The organism is Butyrivibrio proteoclasticus B316, assembly GCF_000145035.1.
In the GTDB taxonomy this organism is placed as follows: Bacteria; Bacillota; Clostridia; order Lachnospirales; family Lachnospiraceae; genus Butyrivibrio; species Butyrivibrio proteoclasticus.
Map to the genome: position 1 here is coordinate 1,296,013 of NC_014387.1, position 21,325 is coordinate 1,317,337.

The following is a 21,325-nucleotide window of genomic DNA, read 5'->3' on the forward strand; positions in this document are numbered from 1 at the left end:
TTAGATGTCCAGGCCGCCACGCCAGTCTTTCATGTTGAAACGGATAAAGGCTGTTACGCCTACGATTGTCCAGGTAATTCCGGTGGAAATCCAAAGTCCCCATGCTCCGATAAATGGTAAAGAGCAGAGGAGGGCAGGGAAGATGATTCGTCCGATCATTTCTGATGCACCGGAAATTGCCGGGAATTTGGCATCGCCTGCTCCGTTTAAGGTTCCGCGGCATACATATATCATTCCAAGTGGAAGATAGAAGTATGAGAGAATACGCATAGCTTTTGAGCCATAGGCAATAATATCTGTTTCTGAACTGTCTATGAATATCTTTACTAATACATCTCCAAATAATCCCATAACTATGATCATGACAACTGCATACAGGATCATCATCTTCATACCATTCTGGAAACCTTTTCTGACACGTTTACCCTGTTTGGCACCGATATTCTGACCTGTAAAGGTTGAAAGAGAATCCTGAAGGGCCTTGAACTGCATATTTACGAGGCTCTCAATTTTGCTGGTTGTAGTAAATGCTGCTACAACAACGGAATCAAAGGAGTTGATAACTCTCTGCAGTATTACGAAGGATAAGGCGACAAGCCCGCTCTGAAGCGCCATTGATCCGCCTATTTTATAGCATTTGATTATGATGTGCGGATCCATTTTCCAATCGGATTTATCAATTTTGAAAACAGGATTTTTGAAAAAGGCATAGGTTATTGAACATACAGCTGATAAAATCTGAGCTGTTATGGTTGCGATTGCAAGACCTGAAACTCCCATGCCAAAGGCAATGACAAAAACAAGATCCATTGCTACATTTAAAAAGCTTGAAATAATAAGGAAATAAAGCGGAGTTTTGGAGTCGCCTATTCCGCGCATAATGTACGATATGGTATTGTAGAGCGCTGTACCAAAAAAGCCTATGCAGGTAATTGACATATATGCTACGGCGTTCTCCAGGATATCTTCGGGTGTTTTCATGACGTAGGTAAGGACAGGCCTTGAAAATACAAAGCCTATAAGACCTACAAAAACAGAGGTTGCAGTTACTATTACAAGGGCATTTGTGATGACTTTTTTGACACCCTTCATGTTGCCGGCGCCAAAAAACTGAGACACAACGATGCCGATACCGGTTGCAAGTCCATTGCCGAGAGCAAAGAAAAGATTCGTGACATGACCGGTTGAGCCTACAGCTGCGAGAGCTTTTGCGTCAATGAATCTTCCTGCAATAATGGTATCAACTATATTGTAGAATTGCTGGAATATATTTCCCATCATCATGGGGAGCATGAAAGCAAGGATGAGCCTTGTGGGATCTCCTTGTGTCATGTCTTTAGCGTATTTATCTGCCATTGGGTTTGCCATTTTTACTCCTGTCATACCATAAACTGAATTCTTAATAATACAATAAACTTTTATGGTATTTAGATTGTTCTCAATTCGTTCGGAGTTAATCGTAACGCAGGAATGAATTAAAGGCAACACTTATCGGTAAAACATAAAGCTATCTCGGTTTTACTCGCTCAATCCTGGGTGAAATCTTGAGCTTCATATAAATGTCTGCATATTGTGATGGAGATAAGTCTTCTACAAAATTGGGCTGGAAGTTTTTCTTTATCCCATTTCTTGTAAGGATATCTGCGGCCTTGTTGTAAGCTATAGCAGCCTCTGCCTCGGAGTTGTACTTGCCTATGACATAATTGCTGCGAACATGGATCACGGCCTTATATCTGATAAAGCCTTTTTCTGCGAACTGCCTTACACCGCGATATCTGTTCAGTATTATAATATTTTCGTATCTAAAATCAGTTGGATCGTCATTGACGAACTGATAATCCCTTCCTTCAACAGCATAGCTTTGGATGCCGTATCTTTGGAGTACAGAGAGCTGGCTTCCGTAGTCAGCAACAAATAAGTGAGATCCTCTTTTCATGATCTTGTGCGAAGAGTAGTAAAAGAGATCTTCAATATCGAATTTCAGGGCGTAATCAGGCTCTAAGTGATATGTAAAATATGATTTTTCAAGATATATCGGATTTGGAATATACATTCCCTTGTCACGATAGTTTATAAGGCAGACATATTTGTCAAAGGGAATGAGCATAGTTTCTTTATATGAAGAAAGAGATATAGAACAGTCTTTGAGAATCCTGGAAGCTTCACGAAAAACCTTCGCGGCTTTCTTTTCGCTTTCAAAAGAACCAAGAGAGATGTGCTTGCCACCATAGGTAATAGAAGCTCTGTATGAAGGTGTTCCATCTTTTAAGGTTGTACAATAAACTCCGGTACTTTTTCTGCTCTTCAAGATAAATCCCCCACTATATTACAAAATAGGCAAAACGCATAACTTTAATAATTCAAAGTGCTAAAATATTGTGTAGATATATTAGATGGTATTATGGTATACTGTGTATTCAAAGAGGGATATTATCGCTACTCTTTATATTCTTTGTATCACTAATTGCATTTAGTGTCAGTATATCGTTAATACATATTTATTTTACCAATAAAAGAGGAGTAAAAGCAATGGCAAAGGAAGTTTTGTACAGTAGCACCAGAGGGGCTTTGGGCCAGATTAAGGCATCTGAAGCAATTTTAAGAGGACTTGCTCCAGACGGAGGTTTATATGTCCCTGATCATATTCCGCATTTGGAAAAAACTCTCAGAGAGATAGCACAGCTTGATTACAGAGAGACAGCTTATGAGGTAATGAAGCTTCTTTTGACCGATTATACTGAGGAAGAGCTCAAATACTGCATTTCTCATGCATATGATTCCAAGTTCGATACAGATGAGATTGCTCCAATTTCAGAGGCAGGAGGAGCATATTATCTTGAGCTGTATCACGGAGCTACGATTGCTTTTAAGGATATGGCCCTTTCAATTCTTCCATATCTTATGACTACAGCAGCCAAGAAGAATAATGTCAAGAATGAGATAGTTATTCTCACCGCAACAAGTGGAGACACAGGAAAGGCAGCACTTGCTGGTTTTGCTGATGTACCCGGCACAAGGATCATTGTTTTTTACCCTAAACATGGTGTAAGCCCTATTCAGGAACAGCAGATGGTTACTCAGAAGGGCGACAATACCTGCGTTATTGGAATCGAAGGAAACTTTGACGATGCGCAGACCGGAGTTAAGAAGATCTTTACAGACAAGGAACTTGCCAAGGAGCTTGATGCCAAGGGCTTCCAGTTCTCATCTGCAAATTCCATCAATATAGGAAGACTTGTACCACAGATTGTTTACTATGTTTATTCATATGCCAAACTTCTCAAAGAGGGAAGGATTGCTGACGGAGATTCTATAAACGTAGTAGTACCTACAGGTAACTTTGGTAATATTCTTGCTGCTTATTACGCCAAGAATATGGGAGTGCCAATTGCCAAGCTTATTTGCGCATCCAATTCCAACAAGGTATTGTTTGATTTCTTCCAGACAGGTGAATATGACAGAAATCGTGACTTTGTTTTGACTTCATCTCCTTCTATGGATATTCTGATCTCAAGTAACCTTGAGAGGCTTATTTATCATATTGCAGGAGATGATGCACAGAAGAATGCTAATCTGATGGCTCTTTTGTCTCAGGATGGTAAATATGAGATTACTGATAATATGAGAGAGCAGCTGGCAGATTTCTATGGCGGCTTTGCTACAGAAGACGAGACAGCAGCTACGATCAGAAAGGTATTTGAATCAAACGGATATCTTATGGATACACATACAGCAGTTGCAAGCTCTGTATACAGCAAGTATGTCCAGGAGACAGGAGATAAGACTGTAACTGTTATTGCATCAACAGCAAGCCCGTTCAAGTTTACCAGAAGCGTAATGAATGCACTTGGAAAGGGCGATGAGAGCAAGGATGACTTTGCACTTGCAGATGAACTTTCAGAGGTTTCAGGAGTTGCTATACCTGAGGCAGTTTCTTCTATCAGAACTGCAGAAATCAGACATAAGACAGTAGTTGATAAAGCTGATATGTTAAAAGCTGTTTGCGATTTTCTTAATGCCTGAAGAGTTTTATTATCATGATCAGTAATTTGTTTGGAACCGAGGAATGTAATGGATACCTTTAACAACATATTTGATCTGGCAATCATCATCGGTGGTGCCATGATCCTATACTATGCAGTTCAGATGAAGACTGTAGACAAGATCAAGGTGGGAGTTATGATCCCACCTGATGTAAATGTTCAGAAGATGAAGGACAGAGCAGGTTTTATTAACTATTCTTATCCTCGTCATGTGGCTCAGGGAATCGCTTTGGTGTTACTTGGAGTAACAGGTATTTTTTGTGACCTTATCGGCAGAGGGGATATTCATGTTATAATATATGGTATAGCATTGGTTGTCCTTCTCATTGGAAATCTTATGATCGACAAGGGCAAAAGAAAATTCTATTAATCTTAAGTGAGGTTGCGTAACACTCACATTTGATAAGAAATAATTCAAACTGAAATTGAATGTTTAATATAGGGGGTGCGTATGGATTTAGGCAAGGGATATTACTCGGAAAACACACCGGAAATTGTTGAACTGTCCAAGCTTTCAGAAGAAGCTGATCTTATCGAAAATGATCTTTTTATCAAATACGATGTCAAAAGAGGACTTCGTGATCTAAATGGTAAGGGTGTACTTACAGGTCTTACCAGAATATCAGAAATAATCGCCAAGAAAAATGTTGATGGCAAGGAAATACCGGCTGATGGTGAAATCTATTTTAGAGGCTACGATGTCCATCAGCTTATAGATGCTGCGGTCAAAGAGAACAGATTTGCATTCGAGGAATGTGCGTATCTGCTTCTTTTTGACAAGCTTCCAACAGGAAAAGAACTGTTTGAATTTGAAAAGCTTCTGGGAGTCTACAAGAGCCTTCCAACAAGCTTTGTTCGTGATGTTATCATGAAGGCTCCAAGTAGGGATATGATGAATACTCTTGCCCGAAGCGTGCTGACTCTTTATTCATATGATGATCATGCGGACGATGTTTCATTACCTAATGTACTCAGGCAATCCCTTCAGCTTATCAGCATGTTTCCTCTTTTATCAATATATGGATATCATGCATATAATCACTATCATGAGGGCAATTCGCTTATTATACATCCGCCAAAGGAAGAACTCTCTACAGCAGAGACTATTCTGTATCTGCTAAGGCCGGATAGTAAGTATACAGAGCTTGAAGCTAAACTTTTAGATATTTGCCTTGTTCTTCACATGGAACATGGTGGTGGTAATAATTCATCTTTTACAACTCATGTAGTCAGCTCATCAATGACGGATACCTATTCTGTTATAGCGGCTGCTATTGGCTCTCTTAAGGGGCCCAGACACGGCGGCGCCAACATCAAGGTTGTCCATATGTTTGATGATATTGAGGCTAATGTGAGCAACTGGGAGGATGAGGATGAAGTCAGGGCCTACCTGGATAAAATTCTCAATAAGGAGGCCTTTGACAAGGCAGGGCTAATCTATGGTATAGGTCATGCTATTTACTCCAAGTCAGATCCGAGAGCTGTAATACTGAAAGGCTTTGTAGAAAAACTTGCTGTTGAGAAAGGTAAGGAAAAAGAGCTTGCTCTTTATAAGATGGTTGAGAAGATTGCGCCTGAACTTATTGCCGGAGAAAGAACTATGTATAAGGGAGTCAGCGCGAATGTGGACTTCTACTCAGGCTTTGTTTACAGAATGCTCGAGCTTCCTGAAGAACTATATCCTACTATCTTTGCGATTGCGAGAATTGTTGGGTGGAGCGCGCACAGAATGGAAGAGCTTGCCAATAACGGTAAGATCATTAGACCAGCATATATGGCTATTGAACCAAGGAAAGAATACGTTGATATGACAGACAGAGACTGATCTGTATTTGTGCAGCAGAGCAAAACGTTTTGGACAGTGCAGATGCATCTGCTTATATGGAGGGAATCTATGGAAGCTGTATATCAGAGCGCAGAAAGTATACTTCGTTATGTTGTAGAGTTTTCGACACTTCTTCTTGAACTATTTGGAATCTGTATTCTTGTATTTACTGCTATTAAAAGCTTTATATACTGGCTCAAAAAGGATGAGTCAATAAGGCTTGGGCTCGCACAGGGGATAGCACTTGCTCTTGAATTCAAGCTTGGAGGCGAGGTGCTTAGAACAGTAGTGGTTCGTGACTGGGCAGAACTTGGAATTCTTGGCGCGATCATTACCTTGCGAGCTGCGCTTACTTTCCTTATCCACTGGGAAATCAAGAATGAGAAAAAGGCCCTGGAACCAAAGATATAAGTATAATAAAGCCCTTAAGCAAAAAAAGCTTAAGGGCTTGTTTTGTGTCATAGCATATTTTTTGAAATATCTATTACAGATCAAAGGTTATATTTTGCTGCGATGAGAGGAGCAACCTTTGATGAACCGATACGGCTGCATCCAGCCTCTGCATAAGCAAGTGCATCCTCGATTGTTCTGATACCGCCGGCAGCCTTGATCTTAACATCAGGACCGATGTGCTTTTTGAAAAGCTCGATGTCAGCAAGTGTAGCACCGGCTGAACCAAAGCCTGTAGATGTCTTGATGTAATCAGCCTTAACCTCTGTGACGATCTTGCAAAGCTCGATCTTTTCCTCTTCAGTGAGGTAGCAAGTCTCGATGATTACTTTAAGGAGCTTGTCACCGCAAGCTTCGCGGATCATCTTAAGCTCTTTTCTTACTTCATCATATCTGTGATTCTTGACATCACTGATATTAACTACTGTGTCAATCTCTTCAGCACCGTCAGCGATTGAATCCTGAGCTTCAACTACCTTGGAGTGAGCTGAGTTATATCCAAGAGGGAAACCAATAACTGTGCAAAGTTTTAAGTTATCGCCATACTTGTCGTGAACTCTCTTTAAGTAAGCCTGAGGAATACAAACTGTAGCTGTGCCATATTTAACAGCCTCGTCGCAAAGAGAAACTATATCTTCCCATGTAGCATTAGCCTGGAGCTGTGTGTGATCAATAAGTTTTAAAATATCCTTTTCTTCCATTTTCGGATCTCCTTCATATAAATTTGCATATGTCAGGTTAACATTGCTTCATTTAAATCTAGAACATTATAGCACATAAAATGTCAATCATCATAATAGTAAGATACTTTTTCGTTGCAAGATAGTTTCTCTGTGATACAATTTGTGATAGATTGTTTGACACACTTTTTTGTGTCTTTAGACAAAATAGATTTTGTAAAGGAGACTAATAAGCAATGTCTAGTGAGAATGTTGTTATAAAAGACAGACTATCTAAGCTTCGTGCGAAGATGGCTGAATACGGTATTGATTATTACATGATGCCTACATCTGATTTCCACAATTCAGAGTATTCTGCAGACTTTTTTAAGGTAAGAGAGTATTTCTGCGGATTTGACGGATCAAACGGAACACTTGTTGTCGGTCAGGATTTTGCCGGCATGTGGACAGATGGAAGATACTTTATCCAGGCTGAGAACCAGATGAAGGGCACAGGGGTAGAACTCTATAAGATGATGAATCCCGGTGTTCCTACAATTGAAGAGTATCTTTTCCAGAATATGAAAGAGGGACAGACTCTTGGCTTTGACGGAAGAGTTGTTTCAACAAGTATTGGAGAGAAGCTGGAGAAAAAACTATCTGCCAAGAAGATCAGTCTCAAGATAGATAAGGATCTTGCTGAAGAAGTATGGACAGACAGACCTGCACTTCCATGTCATGACATGTATGTTCTTCCGGATGAACTTTGCGGAAAGAGCTTTGGAGAGAAGCTTTCAGATGTCAGAGAGGCCATGAAGAAGGTTAATGCCAAGGCACATCTTTTGTCAAAACTTGATGATATCTGCTGGCTTACAAATATTCGTGGTAATGATGTGGAGTGCAACCCTGTAATCCTTGCTTATGCATATATTACTATGGATAAGTTTATTCTCTTTGTTCAGGATAAAGAGGTAACAGATGAAGCGAGAGCTTATTGCGATAAGGTGGGCATCGAACTTAAGGATTACCATGAGATCATGAGCTTTATTTCAGGTGCTTCTTTTGATGGAGATGTTCTCTACGATAAGAGAAACACAAACTTCCTTACCTATAAGACTTTGTCTGCCAAGGCTGATGAGCTTAAGGTAGCGCTTGTTAACAAGAAAGATCCTACTGAGCTTATGAAGGCTGTCAAGAATGACACTGAGCTTAAGAATATCAGGGAAGTATATCTTAGAGACAGTGCTAAGCTTACTGAGTTTATCTATTGGGTTAAACATAACGTTGGCAAGGTAGAGATGACTGAGTATACAGCAGCAGAGAAGCTTGATTCAATGAGAGCTGAACTTCCGGGCTTTATTGAGCTTTCTTTCCCTACTATCAGTGCATATAATGCCAACGCAGCTATGGCTCATTATGAAGCTACCAAGGATAATGCGGCAGAAGTTAAGGCTCAGGGAATGCTCCTTGTAGATTCAGGCGGAACATACATGGGCGGAACAACTGATGTTACCAGAACTATTGTAGTTGGAGAGATTTCCGATGAGATCAAGAAGCACTATACAGCTACTGTAGCCGGAATGCTTCAGATGGCTGATGCTCTTTTCCTTGAAGGTTGCACTGGCAGAAACCTTGATGTTTATGCGAGAAGACCACTTTGGGATATAGGAATTGATTACAACCACGGAACAGGACATGGCATCGGTTATATTCTTAATGTACATGAGGGACCTCACAGCCTCAGATGGAGATATGCAGAAGGCGTTTCAGAAGCAGTCCTTGAGCCCGGTATGATTGTATCTGATGAGCCTGGTGTTTACATCGAGGGCAGTCATGGTATCCGTATTGAGAATATCATTGAGGTTGTTGAGCGCTCAGAGAATGAGTATGGCAAGTTCCTTGGATTTGACCATCTTACATACGCTCCAATTGATCTTGAGGCTATTGACACCCGCTATATGAAGCCTGAACATGTTGAGCTTTTGAATAAGTACCACAAGATGGTTTATGATAAGGTAAGTCCTCTTATTCAGGATGAAGCTGTTAAGGAATGGCTCAAGGAAGCTACCAGAGCAATTTGATAATATTTTAAACATTAATATTTTCAGCATTGTTTAGCAAAATAAAATTAGTGTGAAATATGGCCTGAGCCCCTTGAAAAATAGGAGACTATGGCTATAATAAAGGTATAAAAGAACTACAGGTTAGTTCTCCTGGGATGTCCGACAACTCCTGTGTAATTTGAACCTACATTACTTTAAACGGGACTCCTACATCATCATTTTTGATGTCACACCTTCGGCCCTGCGCATGCGCAGACCAGCTATGGGAGAGGAAGGCAGAGATTATGGTTGCGGTAACCCACCTGGCGTCAGCTAGGAGTCAAATAACAGGAACCGGCATTTTGGGAATTCTTTTGGAAAATAAAGCAGTCATGTAAATGGCTGCTTTTTCCATGTGAGGAGAAAATATGAACATTAAGACTGCGCTTTTTGCTCTTGCAAGAGACTTTTCAGTCAGAATGCAAAAAAAGAATATGCAATCTTATGCCAGTAGTACGGCGTTTTTTCTTATTGTGTCTCTTATTCCTATGCTGATTCTTTTATCATCAGTACTCCCTTACACATCACTTACAGAAGAGGATCTTGTACGTGTAATGGTGGAACTGACTCCGGATTTTGCCGATGATATTATGGTCAGGATCGTCGGGGAGGCCTATGAACAGTCAGTTGCAGTTTTTTCAATTTCGGCTGTGGCTTCTATCTGGACAGGGGCGCTTGGAATGCTGGCACTTATCAGAGGGCTTAATATTATTTACGATGTAGATGAGCGTCGTAATTATTTTTACCTGAGACTGATAGCAGCCTTTTATACAATCGCCATGATAGTTATCGTTCTTATAATGCTTGTGATAATGGTCTTTGGCGATTTCGTCAAACAACTGATCATGAACGCATATCCCCACGTATGGACGGCCATATCATTCTTTGTGAATTTCAAGTTTATAATGGTCATTGGAATAGCAACATTTGCTTTTGCTATGATCTATACCTTTATTCCAAGTGCCAGAATGAAATTTATATATCAGCTTCCGGGAGCTCTTTTTTCAGCTATTGTCTGGTATGTCTTTTCATGGCTTTTTTCTTTATATGTGAGCCTTCCTGATACCTATTCGATATACGGAAGTCTTGCGACACCTGTTATTATGATGTTCTGGCTGTATTTTTGTATTTATATTTTCCTGATTGGGGCTTTTATAAACAGATTTTTCCATCCGGCTGTTAAGGTGCTATACGATGATCACCACAAAAACAGAGTAAGGAAAAATGCCAAGAAAAAGAGTACAAAGGTAATCAGGAAGCATAAAGATAATTATGAATTTAGATAATCTGTAAAAATGCGTTATAATATGATGTAGGTGTCAAAAGATTTTTAGGCACCATAATATATGGATCTACTCATGATGAGATGGAGGTACATATGAAAATCGGTAAGAATCTGCCCAAAAAGAAATGGGTATCGTATACAATAGCTACATGTTCAGCTGTTATTCTGTATATGATACTATCTAACTTTTCGAGCATAACTGAAGGATTTGGATCACTTTATGGCTACATCAAGCCTGTTGTGAGCGGTATGATAGTGGCTTATATTTTCAATCCGCTTTCCAAGGTTTTTAATGATAAAGTGTTCAGAAAAATGAAAAATGAGAGTGCCAAGTGGAAGCTTTCTGTTTGCTGTACGATCATTGTGATCGTTCTTGCCGTTGTTTTACTCTTTGTTGCACTTATTCCTCAGCTTGCAGACAGTATCAGTACATTTGTGAGTAATGTGGACGGATATGTAGCCACTACTCAGGGAGTACTAAGAGACCTTGAGAAGAATGATACTACAGGTTTGTTTAGCGGAGAACTTGGCGCGTTGGCATCATTTACCGACAAGATCCTGGATAAGATTGGCGAATATTTCTCTAATAATGTCGGAAATGTTGTAACTACCTCAGCCAGCATAGGTAAGAGTGTGTTTGACGCTGTGATTGCTTTTATTCTTGCGATTTATCTTTTACTCGATAAGACGAGACTTAAAAATGGATTTGCCAGATTTACCAGACTTATCATGAAGCCTGAGAACCATGAGAATGTAGCAATCTTTTTAGACAGATGTAATAGCATTATTATCAGATATATCAGCTTTGATATCGTAGAGGGAATAATTGTAGGAGCAGTGAATCTGATATTTATGCTGATTGCAGGAATGCCTTATTCAGTACTTATTTCTGTAATAGTAGGAGTAACTAACCTCGCACCGACTTTTGGACCTATTGTTGGATGCGTTATCGGAGCGTTTATCCTTGTTCTGGTCAACCCATGGTATGCGGTTGCATTTATAGCATTTACAATAGTTCTTCAGACTATAGATGGCTATATCCTTAAGCCAAGACTATTTGGTGAAAGTCTTGGAGTTTCTCCTCTGATGATACTGATAGCAATTGTTGTAGGAGGAAGGCTGTTTGGCGTTGTGGGAATTCTTTTGGCTATTCCTTTTGCGGCTATCATTGATTTCGTTTGGAGGGATTATGTCCTAAAAAAACTTGAGGAAAGACACGCAAAGGTTTATCATAATAAGTAGGGTTACATAACACTCTTTATGGGGGTAATAGAATTATGGATTTTGTTAAAGTAGTTGATACTGCTGTTGGTTTTTGCAAGGATCAGATAAACAAGGCCATGGACTTATGGGACAGCTTTGATGAAGATCAGAAGAAGCTGCTAATTGGTTGCGCAGTTTGTGTAGTAGCAGTAATTGCTGTTGCAGGAATTGCTTATGGACTTGGGAAGGCTCAAGGGAAGAGGATTGCCCTTGAGGAAGAAGATTTCTAGGATTATATAGAGTGGCATCTGCACTGAGTGCAGATGCCCTTTTGCGTCTATGGAGCTGCATTATGTAACTGATAATTAATTGTTAAGAGGATTATTATGAAGAAAATACTGAAAATACTTGGAGCCGTTTTACTTGTTGCAGTTTTTGTTGTCGTAACGCTTGTAGCTTATCTGACAATAGATGAGTACAAGCCCGAAGCTGTAGAACAGGTCGAAATCATAGGAACAGCAGGAAATCCGACTGTTACCGGCAAGGAGTATACTTTTGCGACATGGAATATAGGCTATGGAGCCCTTGGAGATAATGCTGACTTCTTCATGGACGGCGGCAAAATGGTATATAGCGCAGATGAATCAAGGGTCAGGGAAAATTTGTCAGAAATTGCCAAACGTGTTGACGCTATAAATCCTGATTTCCTTGTGATGCAGGAGCTGGACAGGAATTCTTCCAGATCATATTTTATTGATGAACTTGAGAGATTAAAGAGTGAGGGTGAATCTGATGTATTTAAGTATCAGAGCAGCTTTGCTCCAAACTTTAATGTTTCTTTTGTTCCTCTTCCTGTGCCTCCAATCGGACGTGTTCTTGCAGGAGAGACTACCTACTCTTCTCATGAAACAAGCCTTGCTGAGAGGGTTGCACTACCATGTCCCTTCAAGTGGCCGCTAAGGACCTTTAATCTTAAGAGATGTCTTCTTGTGACAAGATATCCTGTTGAAGAATCGGACAGAGAGCTTGTAATTATTAACCTTCATCTTGAAGCCTATGACTCCGGAGAAGGTAAGATTGCACAGACTAACATGTTAAAAGAACTTATGGATAATGAAGTTGCAAAGGGAAACTACATAATTGTAGCAGGCGACTTTAACCAGACATTTTCTAATATAGATTTATCAAAATATCCTGTGCTTGAAGGAAAATGGGAAGCCGGAATAATCAATACAGAAGATTTTAGCAGTACATTCAGTTTTCTGTATGATGATACTTATCCTACGTGCAGATCTCTTGACAGAGTGCTTATAGATGCAGAGGATAAGAGCCCTGAGAGTTTTCAGTACTACATGCTCGATGGATGTATAGTTTCCGACAATATTCAGGTTAATCATGTTGAAACAATTAATACTGAATTTAAGTGTTCAGATCATAATCCTGTTGTAGTAAAATTTGTTCTGAAAAGTGAGTAAAATTGTATATGAAAACGTTTAAGTTTTGATTGAGCTTAGACGATTTTTCACATATACTAAATATAAGGTATTTTTATTACTTGAAAGGGGACAGGAGTTAATGGTACAGAAAAAGAAACGTAATGTTATTGTTGGACAGTCGGGAGGTCCTACAGCAGCTATCAACTCATCTCTTGCGGGAGTTTATAGGACTGCGATCGATCGTGGATACCAGAAGGTATATGGTATGATCCATGGTGTTCAAGGCCTTATGGAAGGAAGATATGTAGACCTTTCTGATCATATTCAGAGTGGACTTGATATCGAACTCTTGAAGAGAACACCATCTGCATATTTGGGGTCATGCAGATATAAGCTTCCTGAGATTTTCGAGAGTAAAGAGATATACGAGAAGATATTCGAAATCCTCGTTAAGTTGGAAATCGATTGCTTCATTTACATCGGTGGTAACGACTCTATGGATACCATCAAGAAACTTTCCGACTATGCTATCATCACAGGATCTGACATTAGATTTGTTGGATGTCCTAAGACAATTGATAATGATCTGGCTCTGACAGATCATACTCCCGGATATGGCTCAGCAGCCAAGTATATCGGAACATCAGTTAAGGAGATCATCAGAGATAGCTGGTCACTGGAAACAACTAGCGGCCAGGTAATTATTGTAGAGGTAATGGGTAGAAACGCAGGCTGGTTAACAGGTGCGACAGCTCTTGCCAAGGGCGAGGACTGTGACGGACCTGATGCAATCTATCTTCCTGAGCTTCCATTCGATATGGATGCATTTATCAAGAAGATCAAGTCTTTGCTTAAGAACAAAGCTTCAGTTGTTGTTGCGGTTTCTGAGGGTATCAGAACCAAGGATGGCAAATATGTCAGTGAGCTTGGCAACAGCATAGAATATGTAGATGCTTTTGGACACAAGCAGCTAACCGGAACAGCCAGATATCTTTGCGAAGTTGTTTCTCAGGAATGCGGTTGTAAGACTCGTGCCATTGAGCTTTCAACTCTTCAGAGAGCAGCAAGCCATTGTGCAAGCCGTGTAGATATCCTCGAAGCTTATGAAGTTGGCGGTGCTGCCATGAAGGCTGCAGATGAGGGCGACAGCGGCAAGATGGTAGTTATTGAGAGACTATCCGATGATCCTTATCAGGCAGGAACTGAGGTTAAGGATGTTCATAAGATTGCTAATGACGAGCGTACAGTTCCGAGAGATTGGATCAACAAGGATGGTACATATGTTACTAACGAATTTATCACCTACGTAAGACCTCTTATTCAGGGTGATGTTGGACCTATCATGGTTGATGGTATTCCAAGACATTTGTACAGACCTGGTTTCCAGGATCTTCTTTGATATTGAATTAGCAAGTGACCATGGGCTACCAGTTTAAGGTAGTCCATGGTTTTTTCATATGATATTAAAACGCTCCGTTGAGGATGCGTACTTGCGTGCGACATTCTTTTATATTGAGGCAATAATAATATGAGCAGATACGGAATTGGTACTGTAACAATAGACACAAATTTGAATATAGCAAACATTGGTGAAGAAAACTCTGATAAGTTAGTGGTTGACCTTAATAAAAATTTTTTAGAGATGATACTTCCGGATGATCGTCATCTGATCTATGAGATGATTGAAAAAATCACAGAAAAAGAGCCTTATTCATTCTGCTTTAGATTTATGGGAGATAAGGGAGAAGAGAACTGGGTAATTGCTCTGTGCTATAAAAAAGAAATTTCCGGAAATGATTATTACCAGATAACGATGCAGGATATTTCTGAATTGGAAGAAAAGATATCCATGGACAGCCTGGATTTTGGGACAGGGCTTTGGGATAAAAAGACGATTGTTGAATATGCAAAGTTTAGATGTGCGCATCCGTCCGGTGTTTTTAACCTTTGCATACTTGATATAGATAACTTTAAGAATATCAACGATACTAAGGGACATTCTTTTGGTGATAAAGTTCTTAAGGATGTTAGTACAACCATCAGAAATATTCTTGGTAGCCACGGTAAGGCAGGAAGAATAGGAGGCGATGAAATGATGCTTATTATTGATGATGCACCTGATAACCCATCGCTTCGTACATTTTTAAAACCTATCCGTGAGAGCATACAGAACTTATACAGGGATCAGAATGGCAATCCGCTTATAACAGTTTCAGTTGGTTCAGCCAGGTTTCCAACTGACCTTTCTGAGTACGACGCTTTGTTTGATCTTGCTGATAAGATGTTGTATAGAGCCAAGAGCAGGGGCAAGAACAGATATGTCATGTACAATCCTGATATTCATGGGAAGATTGTCGATGGCTTATACAGGGAAGAAAATAAAACTATCAAGGATGCAGCGCCTGTCGATAAGATAAGGCTTGTGCTTGATACTATTGAAGACTTACTTGAAGCTGAAGGGGCAGTTTCAGAACAGCTTCTTAAGATAATAGGCACATACGAGCTTGATCATGTCTATGTATTTTATGGAGATGTGTCTAATAGCTTTTGTGGTTTTAAAATGCTTGAGAGTACAGAAACTTCAACGGAGAAAGGAATTAAGCGTATAGTAGAAGTAACAGCCGATATATCTTTTGTTAAAGATGAAGATTTTGACCAGCATTTTAATTCCAATGGTGTATTTGTGATAGATAGTCCTGAAAAACAGCTTGGGTCAGGCACAAGAGCCGACAGCTATTTTGCATCTCATGATATTAAACATGCCTTCATATATAAGATGAAGGATGTGTTTAATGGGGGCTATGTATTCTTTTATAATACGAACGAATTATCGAGAAAATTCCCACAACCGGATATAACTGACTTTACTTATCTGGGTAAAATGATAGAAATTGCTCTCAAAAGCAGGTAAAACAAGGAAAAATTATAAAAAATTTAGATTTTCGTGTATTTTTCGGCATTTATAGCTTGTTTGCGGTACAAAATAGTGGTAGAATGGGCAATGTAGTAAAATATTTCTTTTTGGAGGGAAAATTTAATGAACAAGACAGAACTTATCGATGCAATCGCTAAGGAAGCAGGACTTTCAAAGAAGGACGCTGCTGCAGCACTCAACGCTTTCACAGACACAGTAACAAAGGAGCTTAAGAAAAAGGGAAAGGTTCAGCTTGTTGGTTTCGGTACATTCGAGACAACAAAGAGAGCTGCTAGAACAGGTAAGAATCCTCAGACTGGCGCTGCTATCAAGATTCCTGCATCTGTAGCACCTAAGTTCAAAGCTGGTAAGGCTCTTAAGGATCTTGTAAACAAGAAATAATTTTATACGAATGATTGAAGCTGCGTCTTATGACGCAGCTTTTTTCGTACTATAGGAAGTAGTCTGTTAGTATACGGCATGAAAAACTCCAAAGATACATCTAATATCGTTGAAAAGAACTTGATATTTTCGTACAATAATAATATATGACACTGCTGACAATTTTTTTCAGTGAGGTTAACTCATGACATTCGAAAGAAGCTTCATGAACTTTGTTCAAATATTGTCTGAAGAGGAGATTACACCCGAAATATCGCCAAGTGCGCTTGCCGATGTTTCCAAGGAGTATTCGCTTCGCTCAATAGTTGCCATTATTTCTAATCTAAGAGAATCAGAGCAGGCTGGTGAAGCTGATGTTATCGTGCCTTTATTTGGGCCTGTTCCGGAAAATGAGGCACCGTCCTATTTGTTTAAACATACTCTTGCGGGGCGTAAGACAGTGACGTTTCACATATATACCCGCGATAATAAATCATGGAATGAAGAAGAATATCAGTCATTTGCAATCATTGTAGATATTCTTATGATGCATACAGAAAGATTTCTTTTGGGTAAATTTGTCAAAGACAGTGCGCTTACCCAGTATCTTACAGGACTTCCGAATTCCGGTGGTTTCATTGCGTATGCGACCAGACTATGTGAGAGCAGAGAGATAATGAACTATGATTCTTTCTTCTTTAATCTTAAGAGTTTTGGGCTTATCAGCAGGCGTTATGGACTTACTGAAGGTGATGAGATCATGAAGAGGTATTCTCAGAAACTTCGAGAATTTTGCGAGCCGGATGAAATGATCGCACATTTTGGCGGTGACAATTACACCGCGCTGATCAAAAAAGAGAGAACTCAGAAATTCCTTGATTATATAGCTTCCATTCCTGTTTATGGTATGAAGAATGGCAAGCAGGAGGAAATAAAGGTTGCGGCTGTTACAGGTGTTTACGCGGTAGATGAATCACTTAAGGAGCCGGGACAGCTTATTTCAAGATCTGCCATGGCGCTTAATTATGCCAAGAATGTTGCCAATAAGCCTTATGTATTTGTTAATAAGGCTATGAGCACCAGGATATACAGGCAGAAACAGATTGAAGACAGATATGAAGAAGCGCTAGCCAATGACGAATTCAGGATATATCTGCAACCAAAGGTAGACATTTTTACCGGAGAGATAATAGGAGCCGAGTCTTTGGCCAGATGGTTTTGCAATGGTGTTGTACTATACCCTACGGAATTTGTACCTATTCTTGAACAGGAGGGAATGGTTGCATCACTTGATCTCTATGTCCTTAAAAAGACCTGTGAGTTTATTCTGGGCTGGATGAAAGCCGGAATAGAACCTGTTCCGGTGTCTGTCAATTTCTCAAGAAGAGATCTCAACTACAAGCATTTGGCAAGAGAAATAGTACAGATAATTGATGATGCCGGAATAAAGAGAAACATGATACAGATAGAGGTAACAGAGACAGCCAATGAAGATGAGCGTATACTCATGACCAATTTCCTCAAAAATCTCAAGGAAAAGGGTATAGATACCGCAATTGATGATTTTGGTACCGGTTATTCTTCCTTGTCCAATCTTAGAGATTTTCCGGTTACTATGATCAAAATAGACAGATCATTTATATGTAATGAGGCTGTGAATGACAACGATGAAATTGTTTTGAGAAATATTATCCATATGGCAGAGGATCTTGGAATAAAGGTTCTGACAGAGGGAGTTGAAAGGCAGGATCAGGTAGAACTTCTCAAGAGCGTGGGTTGTCATTATGTTCAGGGGTTCTTGTACGACAATCCTATGCCGGAAGGGGATTTTCAGAAACGATTAATCAAACGCAATTATTCGTAATAGCCTATTGTAAGCGGTTTCACGGAAACTTCTTTTTTAATTTTTATAAATTTTATAATTTTCCTGTTAACATTATTGTTATATAGTGTTAATATAATCTCTGTCGCCGGTAGTAACCTGCGGTTTTTGAGAGAGGGAAAAAATATGAGAAAAGAAGTAAAGGTATCGTTGGGATGCAAATCCCAGATCATCCAGTTCATTAACATGAACTCGAAGTCTTCTTGTGAAATTGATGTTCAGGATGGTCACAGTTTTATCGACGGAAAGTCAATTGTAGGGCTTCTGTCACTGAATCTATTCAAACCACTTGATGTTACAGTAATAGGAGAGGACAGTAAGATTACTGATCTTATCCACAGCTACGGTACGCATCAGTTGCTTATAAGCTAATAGGTTTATATGCATTAAAAAAAGAGATTCGCGGTTGCGAATCTCTTTTTTATTGCATAGTTCTGATAAGATCAGTCGACTCTCTGGCTTCCCCAGAAGAAGAGTGCTACAGTTCCGGGACCTGTATGGCTTCCGATAGTAGTTCCGATGCTGTATATCTTAACTTTTCCCTTCATCTTAGGGAATTTTTCTTCAATAAGATCTGCAACTGCTCTTGCATCTTCATAACAATCTGAATTTGAAATATAGCAGTCACCGTCATAGTCCAGACCATTTGTGGCAAGCTGTACCATTTTCTCAACTTGAGCCTTTATAACAGCGCTCTTACCACGAACCTTGGCTCTTACAATAAGTCTTCCCTGATAATCGACATTCATAAGAGGACAGATATTTAATACACTTCCTATTGCACCGGCAACCTTGGAAACACGACCGCCTCTGATCAGATATTTAAGATCTGATACAAAGAACCAGTGCTGACATTCAAGTCTGTGGTCAATTGTCCACTGATAAAGATCATCAATGCCCATTCCCTGATCCCTGAGATCTGCAAGCTTATTCATAAGAAGTCCATAGCCTGCTGATGCCGCAAGAGAATCAACTACATATATTTTTCTGTCAGGATATTTATCCTTGAGCTGATCTCTGGCGATAGTGGCTGAGTTAAGAGTACCGGAAATTCCGGAACTAAGGGTTGCATGAAGAATATCTTTACCATCCTTGAGGAATGATTCAAAGTATTCTGTGTATTCACCGACGCTTACCTGTGATGTCTTGGTCATTGCGCCCTTAGCCATACTGTCATAAAAATCCTTAAAAGATATTGATTTACCAAGATCATCCGGATAATCCTTGTCATTCAATTGAAAATGAAAGCAAATATACTTGATATCACGTTCGTTAAGATGCTGCTCATCAAGATCTGCAGTAGAGCAACAGCTAAGAATATAATTACTCATGATTTTCCTCTTTTCATATAAAATTCATTTACCTATAATCCATTAAAATAATACCTTATTAAGGGCTTTGTAGCAAATATTTATTTGCCAGTGGAATTGTCTGCGCATAAATGCTGGAATTGTTTGAATTGTCTGAATATATAAACAATTAATTAGAGATGCTTGACAAATATATTGGCGGATGGTATATTATATATACAATCACATTGAAGATAAAACCTAAGCAGTCCAAGTGGCATAAGCTTCACAGAAGACGAGCACAGGTTATCGGGACGGCGGACATTTACAGCGAGGGTGGCGATGCTTCATCGGAGCCAGGGAATGTCGAGATGCCGTTTAGGTAATGTGATTTATATAAATAAGGGTAGCTTACAAAGCTACAGAAAGACGAGGATTAGTCCCTTGGAAAACAACTCATGAAAACGGGTGTTCATTGATACAATGGATGCCCGTTTTTATTGCTGATAATTTGCCATTACTATTTTCCATTCGTATATATAGATATAAGGATGACGCATAATTGTATCTTGAGTAAGGAGGATGTTACTATGGAGAACAAGGAAATGATGTCACTAAACGATGATGAGTTGGAAGCAGTAACAGGTGGCGTAAACAAGACAAACAAAAAAGCAGGAACTCTTTTAATGAAAGGCTCAGCAGGAAAAGCTTCAAGTGCAGTTTTTAAGGGCGACAAGAAGACAGCCGGCGACCTGGTAGACAGAGAAAGCTCTATTGACGGCAAGCTGATCCTTGGTGATTTTAATGATAAAGGAACATACTGCTGACAGGATATAAAATTTAATAAAAAATGTGTATGTAATTAGCTGTAATATGGTATCATGTATTCAAAAATTTATCCCTTTAGTGAGGTAAAGAAGACATGACGATATTACAGCTAAAATACATTATAGCGATTGATGAAGAATGCTCCATGCGAAGAGCTGCTGACAGATTGTACGTCTCACAGCCGGGATTATCCAGCGCTGTAAGAGACCTTGAAAGTGAACTCGGAATTCAGATATTTGAAAGAGTTCACAACGGTGTTGTCACTACTCCTGCCGGAGCTTCTTTTATTGCATATGCAAGGAGTGCTGTTGAGCAGTTTGAAAAAGTTGAGGAAAAATACTTAAATGCAGGAAATCATAAGCCGACTTTTTCTGTATCCATGCAGCATTATACAATAGCAGTCAATGCCTTTATTGATACAGTTAAAGAATTTGATCTTAAAGAGTATCAGTTCTATATCAGAGAGACCCAGACCAGCGAAGTGATTGAAGATGTCAAGACATTAAAGAGCGAAGTGGGAGTCATTGCTCTTAGTGACTTTAATAAGAATACGTTTAAAAAGATATTTGCTGATGCGTCTTTGGAATTTCATGAACTGTTTACCAGAAATACTTATCTGTACCTGAGCTCTCACCATCCGCTCGCTGACAGAGAGGTGATTTCTCTTGATGAGCTTGAGGATTATCCATGTATGGTTTTTGATCAGGGGGACAATACTTCTTTTTACTATAGAGAAGAGGCTCTTGCAACCTATGATTACAAGAAGATAATCAGCACCAATGAAAGAGCAACTTCTATTGAACTTATGCTTGGACTGAACGGATATGCTGTAGGTGCGGCTATGCTCGGGGATAGCCTTAATTCCTCTGAGATCAAGGCTATTAAGCTCAAAGAAGAGGAGAACCTCACCTTTGGATATATAGTCAGAAAGGGCACGCAGCTCAGCGAAATGGCGCAGGTTTTTGTCAATAAACTCCAGGGATAAAAGTGTTATAATATCAATATAGCGAATGAATAATTGCATGATT

The 21,325-nt window shown here is 39.5% G+C and carries 20 protein-coding genes and 1 other RNA gene; 17 read left to right on the forward strand and 4 right to left on the reverse strand.

The window, feature by feature from the left end; all coding sequences use genetic code 11:
• Positions 1–1,368 (reverse strand): MATE family efflux transporter, encoded by a 1,368-nt coding sequence (locus BPR_RS05405; protein ID WP_167531149.1) that lies wholly within the window; start codon positions 1,366–1,368, stop codon positions 1–3.
• A gap of 139 nt (positions 1,369–1,507) precedes the next feature.
• Positions 1,508–2,308, reverse strand: a complete 801-nt coding sequence (locus BPR_RS05410) for an AP2/ERF family transcription factor (RefSeq protein ID WP_013280454.1) — start codon at positions 2,306–2,308, stop codon at positions 1,508–1,510.
• A gap of 221 nt (positions 2,309–2,529) precedes the next feature.
• Between BPR_RS05410 and thrC the strand changes: the two genes are divergently transcribed.
• The 4 genes from thrC to BPR_RS05430 all read left to right on the forward strand — a co-directional run bounded on the left by thrC (position 2,530) and on the right by BPR_RS05430 (position 6,279).
• The gene (gene thrC, locus BPR_RS05415) at positions 2,530–4,023 is read left to right on the forward strand and encodes a threonine synthase (RefSeq protein WP_013280455.1); all 1,494 of its coding nucleotides are present in this window, start codon (positions 2,530–2,532) and stop codon (positions 4,021–4,023) included.
• A gap of 30 nt (positions 4,024–4,053) precedes the next feature.
• Positions 4,054–4,413, forward strand: a complete 360-nt coding sequence (locus tag BPR_RS05420; protein WP_013280456.1) for a hypothetical protein — start codon at positions 4,054–4,056, stop codon at positions 4,411–4,413.
• 81 nt (positions 4,414–4,494) lie between these two features.
• A complete protein-coding gene (locus tag BPR_RS05425) occupies positions 4,495–5,868 on the forward strand; it encodes a citrate/2-methylcitrate synthase (RefSeq protein ID WP_013280457.1) in 1,374 nt (457 codons plus the stop codon).
• A 69-nt stretch (positions 5,869–5,937) separates the two neighbouring features.
• On the forward strand, positions 5,938–6,279 hold the full coding sequence (locus BPR_RS05430; RefSeq protein WP_026663618.1) for a DUF1622 domain-containing protein: 342 nt from the start codon (positions 5,938–5,940) through the stop codon (positions 6,277–6,279).
• A gap of 80 nt (positions 6,280–6,359) precedes the next feature.
• Here BPR_RS05430 and deoC read toward each other — a convergent pair whose 3' ends face one another.
• Positions 6,360–7,019: a deoxyribose-phosphate aldolase gene (deoC, locus tag BPR_RS05435; RefSeq protein ID WP_013280459.1), complete on the reverse strand. Its 660-nt coding sequence runs from the start codon at positions 7,017–7,019 to the stop codon at positions 6,360–6,362.
• Between the two features lie 215 nt (positions 7,020–7,234).
• On the opposite strand from deoC, the gene BPR_RS05440 reads away from it, so the two are divergent.
• The 11 genes from BPR_RS05440 to BPR_RS05485 all read left to right on the forward strand — a co-directional run bounded on the left by BPR_RS05440 (position 7,235) and on the right by BPR_RS05485 (position 18,552).
• Positions 7,235–9,058 carry an aminopeptidase P family protein gene (locus tag BPR_RS05440; RefSeq protein WP_013280460.1) on the forward strand — a complete coding sequence of 608 codons (1,824 nt, stop codon included), beginning with the start codon at positions 7,235–7,237 and terminating at the stop codon, positions 9,056–9,058.
• Positions 9,059–9,184: 126 nt separating this feature from the next.
• Positions 9,185–9,392: non-coding RNA, 6S RNA (ssrS, locus tag BPR_RS20320), on the forward strand.
• A gap of 55 nt (positions 9,393–9,447) precedes the next feature.
• Positions 9,448–10,365 carry a YihY/virulence factor BrkB family protein gene (locus BPR_RS05445; protein ID WP_143754266.1) on the forward strand — a complete coding sequence of 306 codons (918 nt, stop codon included), beginning with the start codon at positions 9,448–9,450 and terminating at the stop codon, positions 10,363–10,365.
• A gap of 92 nt (positions 10,366–10,457) precedes the next feature.
• Complete coding sequence (locus tag BPR_RS05450) at positions 10,458–11,606, forward strand: AI-2E family transporter (RefSeq protein ID WP_013280462.1); 1,149 nt, start codon at positions 10,458–10,460, stop codon at positions 11,604–11,606.
• 35 nt (positions 11,607–11,641) lie between these two features.
• Positions 11,642–11,857, forward strand: coding sequence for a hypothetical protein (locus BPR_RS05455; RefSeq protein WP_013280463.1), 216 nt, complete (start codon positions 11,642–11,644; stop codon positions 11,855–11,857).
• A 96-nt stretch (positions 11,858–11,953) separates the two neighbouring features.
• Positions 11,954–13,042 (forward strand): endonuclease/exonuclease/phosphatase family protein, encoded by a 1,089-nt coding sequence (locus BPR_RS05460; protein WP_013280464.1) that lies wholly within the window; start codon positions 11,954–11,956, stop codon positions 13,040–13,042.
• A 100-nt stretch (positions 13,043–13,142) separates the two neighbouring features.
• A complete protein-coding gene (locus BPR_RS05465) occupies positions 13,143–14,402 on the forward strand; it encodes a 6-phosphofructokinase (protein WP_013280465.1) in 1,260 nt (419 codons plus the stop codon).
• Positions 14,403–14,531: 129 nt separating this feature from the next.
• A complete protein-coding gene (locus BPR_RS05470) occupies positions 14,532–15,914 on the forward strand; it encodes a GGDEF domain-containing protein (RefSeq protein WP_013280466.1) in 1,383 nt (460 codons plus the stop codon).
• Positions 15,915–16,040: 126 nt separating this feature from the next.
• A complete protein-coding gene (locus BPR_RS05475; protein WP_013280467.1) occupies positions 16,041–16,319 on the forward strand; it encodes an HU family DNA-binding protein in 279 nt (92 codons plus the stop codon).
• A gap of 184 nt (positions 16,320–16,503) precedes the next feature.
• Positions 16,504–18,162, forward strand: coding sequence for an EAL domain-containing protein (locus BPR_RS05480; RefSeq protein ID WP_013280468.1), 1,659 nt, complete (start codon positions 16,504–16,506; stop codon positions 18,160–18,162).
• Positions 18,163–18,306: 144 nt separating this feature from the next.
• Complete coding sequence (locus tag BPR_RS05485; RefSeq protein WP_042256614.1) at positions 18,307–18,552, forward strand: HPr family phosphocarrier protein; 246 nt, start codon at positions 18,307–18,309, stop codon at positions 18,550–18,552.
• Positions 18,553–18,623: 71 nt separating this feature from the next.
• Here BPR_RS05485 and BPR_RS05490 read toward each other — a convergent pair whose 3' ends face one another.
• On the reverse strand, positions 18,624–19,511 hold the full coding sequence (locus BPR_RS05490) for a DegV family protein (RefSeq protein WP_013280469.1): 888 nt from the start codon (positions 19,509–19,511) through the stop codon (positions 18,624–18,626).
• Positions 19,512–20,059: 548 nt separating this feature from the next.
• Here BPR_RS05490 and BPR_RS05495 point away from each other — a divergent pair.
• Both BPR_RS05495 and BPR_RS05500 read left to right on the forward strand, forming a co-directional pair.
• A complete protein-coding gene (locus tag BPR_RS05495) occupies positions 20,060–20,296 on the forward strand; it encodes a hypothetical protein (protein WP_042256617.1) in 237 nt (78 codons plus the stop codon).
• A gap of 95 nt (positions 20,297–20,391) precedes the next feature.
• The gene (locus tag BPR_RS05500; protein ID WP_013280472.1) at positions 20,392–21,282 is read left to right on the forward strand and encodes a LysR family transcriptional regulator; all 891 of its coding nucleotides are present in this window, start codon (positions 20,392–20,394) and stop codon (positions 21,280–21,282) included.
• The last annotated feature ends 43 nt before the right edge of the window (positions 21,283–21,325 follow it).